4 protein-coding genes are annotated in these 4,119 nt (G+C 69.3%); 3 read left to right on the top strand and 1 reads right to left on the bottom strand.

Going from position 1 to position 4,119, the window contains the following annotated elements; translation table 11 throughout:
• Both FW784_RS14460 and FW784_RS12830 read left to right on the top strand, forming a co-directional pair.
• Nucleotides 1–871, top strand: an 871-nt coding sequence (locus FW784_RS14460) for an alpha/beta family hydrolase (RefSeq protein WP_328592732.1), incomplete at its 5' end; no start/stop codon positions are given.
• Between the two features lie 153 nt (nt 872–1,024).
• The gene (locus FW784_RS12830; protein ID WP_187770812.1) at nt 1,025–1,456 is read left to right on the top strand and encodes an Hsp20/alpha crystallin family protein; all 432 of its coding nucleotides are present in this window, start codon (nt 1,025–1,027) and stop codon (nt 1,454–1,456) included.
• A gap of 645 nt (nt 1,457–2,101) precedes the next feature.
• Here the strand turns inward: FW784_RS12830 and FW784_RS12825 are convergent.
• Entirely contained in the window at nt 2,102–2,707 is a 606-nt protein-coding gene (locus tag FW784_RS12825; protein ID WP_205123625.1) for a flavodoxin family protein, read from the bottom strand.
• Nucleotides 2,708–3,141: 434 nt separating this feature from the next.
• Here FW784_RS12825 and FW784_RS12820 point away from each other — a divergent pair, with 434 nt between their 5' ends.
• Nucleotides 3,142–3,867: a Crp/Fnr family transcriptional regulator gene (locus FW784_RS12820; protein WP_187770811.1), complete on the top strand. Its 726-nt coding sequence runs from the start codon at nt 3,142–3,144 to the stop codon at nt 3,865–3,867.
• The last annotated feature ends 252 nt before the right edge of the window (nt 3,868–4,119 follow it).

Genomic DNA, 4,119 nt, shown 5'->3' with positions numbered 1-4,119 from the left:
GCCGGTCGCCTCGGCTGAAGGAGTGCGGCGGGCGGGCGACGTCGCCGACGAAGTCGTGTGTCTCTCGGTGCCGCAGCCGTTCGGCTACGTGGGTGCGCACTACGCGCAGTTCCCGCCCGTCGAGGACGCCGAGGTGATGAAGGCGCTGCAGGCCGGCAGCGCGCGGCCGGCCGTCTCGCGTGGCGTGCAGATTCCGGCAGGCACGGTGACTTTGCCGGGCGAATTGACGTTGCCCACCGAGCCGCGCGGGCTGATCGTATTCGTCCACGGCAGTGGCAGCAGCCGCCTCAGCCCGCGCAATCGCCAGGTCGCGCAGGTGATGAATCGCGCGGGTTTCGCGACCTTGCTGTTCGACCTGCTGACGGAATTCGAGGACGTGAGGCGCGACGCCCGCTTCGATATCCCGCGGCTCGTCGCACGGCTCACGCATGCGCTCGACTGGGTTGCGACGCAGCATGACCTCGCGCGTCTGCCGCTCGCGCTGTTCGGTGCCAGCACCGGCAGTGCGGTCGCTTTGACGGCCGCGGCCAGCGGACGGCACGAGGTAGTCGCGGTCGTGTCGCGCGGCGGCCGGCCCGACCTCGCAGGCGAATCGGTCCTCCAGCGCGTGCGGGTCCCCACGCTGCTGATCGTGGGCGGCGAAGACCGCGACGTACTCGCGCTCAACGAGGCGTCCGCGCGCCTGCTCGGCGCGCGCGCACGGCTGGACGTCATACCCGGTGCAACGCACCTGTTCGAGGAGCACGGCGCGCTCGCACGCGCCGCGGACCACGCGCTCGACTGGTTCCTGCAGTACATGCCCGACACGGCCGCGCCGCAAGTCCAGGCGGATGCGACGGAATCGGCGCGGCGACACACGCCGCCGCACTGAGCGCAGCAGCGACGGACGCCCCATGTAGCGGCCGTGCAGCGCGTCGCGTCCGTGGGCCCGCATCCAGACGCGAAAGTTGACGCAGGTCAGCACTCGCGGCGCGCGTGCCGCCACGCTGTCCCGCACATGTTTTCCATTCGCGGAGATCTTTCGATGGCCACCACTTCCATGACTCCAGTGCAGCGTCTCTTCCGTCCGTTCGAGGACGACATCGACCGCATGTTCGCGCCGCTCTCGCGCCGCTTCGAACGCGACATCGCCGAACTCGAAATGCGCAGCGACGTCCTCGAGGATGACACGCGATACCTCGTCGACGTGGACCTTCCGGGCGTGCGCAAGAGCGACATCGACGTCGCCGTTGCCGGCAATTCGGTGACCGTGCAGGCGCAGTTTGGCGATCGCACCAGCGACACCGCAGGCAAGCGTCTCCAGAAGGAACGCACCGTCGGCGAGTGCTTCCGCTCCTACACTTTCGCGTCGGAAATCGATGCCGCGCGCGCCAGCGCCACCTTCGAGCATGGCGTGCTGACGCTTACGCTTCCGAAGGCCGACGGGGCCCGGGCGAAGCACCTGCGCGTGAGCTGACGATACCGCCGTGCGCCATCGCGGCGCCGCCGCCTTGCTGGGCATCGCACTTGCGTGCGTGCCCTCGGCCGGTCGGTCGGGGCCGGCGGTCCGTGCAGCAGCGGATTGCACGACGGTCACTGGAGTCGCCCGCTGGTCTAGCCTGGCGGGCGGGGTCGGATGCGCGTGCCCACCTGTGCCATCTCGCATGTCGGCACTCGGACTACGCGAACGCGCCGCTCGTTCGGGGGAACTGAGTGCAACGCATCGCGACACGATGCATTGCGCCGCGGCGTGCAGGAACTGCGCGACGACATCGTAGGAACGGCACCTTAATTTGCGAAGCACGAGTGCGCAGGCGCGCCTCGGCCCGGTGACGCCGACGGCGCGCGAAACCACGGCGGGGCGAGAGAACCCAGGGTGACAAAACGTGAAACGTGGCCCCGCATGAAACCTGGCGCCATACGGAACACGAGAGAAAGGGTCACCGAGGGTCGCCGCTACCACTACGAATGCAGCTTCAGCTTCGACACGACGAAGTGCCGTGCAAGCCAGCGCACCGCCACGGGCAGCCGCGCAGCGCCGCCGGTTATCCCGCCAGGAAACGTACCCGCCCACGCCGACTAATCGACACGTCGCGCCGCCGCTAGCGATCTATCCGTGCATCTATCCGTGCGCGTGGCGGGACGACGAAGCACTCGTGGCCCGCTCATCCGCCGTGGCGGGCTGTCCGCGCTGCGCGCGCGCGACGAAACGCTCCAGCTCCGCGCGCCGTACCGCCTGCGGGACCGCGCCATTGCGGATCGAGTGACACGCGACCGGTCGTGCGGGTGAGAGCGCCTCGAGATCGTGCCAGGCCGCATCCGTCGGTGCGCCCTCCTGCGTGGCGAAATACGCGACGCGTGTTTCGCGCCCGATGTGCTGTTCGACAAAGGCGCGAACCGCCGGAGCCAGGCGGCCCATCCAGATGGGTCCACCGACGAACACTACGTCGTACCCGTGGACATCGCGGCCGGCTCGGAGCGCGGGCCGCAGCCGGAACATCGCCTCGAATGCGCAGCGTATCCAGCCGAGTGCACCGGGGCGATCGCTCTCTTCGAGGATCTCCTCGATGTCGACGTCGGTGCCGATGATGCTGGCGATCTCCCCGGCGACGTCGCGCGTATGGCCGGTGCGTGAGTAGTAGGCGACAAGCGTGCGTGCCATCGACGTGGCCCGGGATGGGAGGGAAGAGGTGCCGGAAGAGAGGTCATCGGCGGGCGAGGTCGCCACGACGGCCGGTCAGGCACGCGGGTCGTGTTGGACACGATCCCGGCGTTCCGTCGCCGAGGCCTGCCTGCCCGATAGCCCCGCTGGCGCTGCCAGGGGAGTTCGACCGCGCCGACTGTGGATCCAGCAGGTTTGCTGCGCGATCCGACGCGACGACACGATCGGTACCGGGCCGGGCGTGCGTGAGCCACGCTCGTCCGTGGCCGCGGCAACGTCGCGTGGCCCGACTCGCGAACCCAAGCCCGAAGGCTTGAACCCGGTGCCGGTCCTGCCCGTTTCCGGTGCCTCTCATTCCGACGTAGCCAGCCTGCCATGCACGCCCGACTGGAAGTTGACGCGTATCAGTAATGGGGCGCCTGTTACGCGGCGTTACACACTGCAACGCGGCGAAACGGGGCGGCGCGCGCGCGCCGATTACAGTGGGCATCGAGGTGTCCATGTCCGCCGTTTTCTCCCACCCGCCTGACGCACGACCGGAGTACGCGCCGCGCCCGGCCGCCATTGCCGAGGTCGGCCAACTCGACCGGCTCGTGCACCGGCGCATCCGGCGCAAGCACATGCTCTACCGCGCGGGTCAGCCGGCCAGGGCTGCGTTCCTGGTCCACGCCGGATTATTCCGCTGCACCGTGCTGGATGCCCACGGCCGCGAGCGCGTCACCGGGTTCCCGCTGAGGGGCGACGTGCTGGGCGTCGAGTGCCTGCATGCGCCCCGTTACGTCGCCGACGTCATGGCGCTCGACATCGCCGATGTCATCGAATTGCCGCGCGCGGAGCTGCTGGACCCGACGCGAGCGCTGCTGCCGCACGTCGCAGCCGCGATGGCCGAAGCCCGCGAGCGCGACTGGACGTGGATGCTCGCGTTGCACACCCTCGATGCCGAACAGCGCGTCGCACAGTTCCTGCTCGATCATGCGGCCCGTCTGGAAAGCATGGGGTTCAGTCCGCGCCGCATCGTGTTGCGGATGACTCGCGCGGACATCGGAAGCTTCCTCGACATGGCATCGGAAAGCGTCGCGCGGTCGATGACGCGCCTGGACAGCGCCGGGCTGATCCGCGTGTCGTGCCGCGACGTGGAAATCGCCGACGAGGCTGCGCTGCGCCGGCTGCTGGAGCCGCCGGGCGAGGGCAGCCGTCGCACGAGGCCGCCGCCGGTACTGCATTGACCCGGATGGCGTGGACGTTTGCAGTCGCGGCATCGCGGGTGATCGGAGTTCGACGTGAGTGATGGTCCGCCAATGCTCGGCTTCGAGTCGTCACCCGCCGCCACGTCTGCGATCGGGCGTGCACGGGAAGCACATGCATGCACGAAAAGAAGAACGGCCGCACTGGGCGGCCGTTCTTGTTAATCAGCCGCGTGGGCCGCGACCGCCGGGCTTGGGTCCACCGCGACCCGCACCGCCGGGGCCGCGCGAGGG

Origin of the sequence: Cognatilysobacter lacus (assembly GCF_008274655.1) — a bacterium.
GTDB classification, from domain to species: domain Bacteria; phylum Pseudomonadota; class Gammaproteobacteria; order Xanthomonadales; family Xanthomonadaceae; genus Cognatilysobacter; species Cognatilysobacter lacus.
This window is presented reverse-complemented; position numbering and strand designations above follow the sequence as displayed.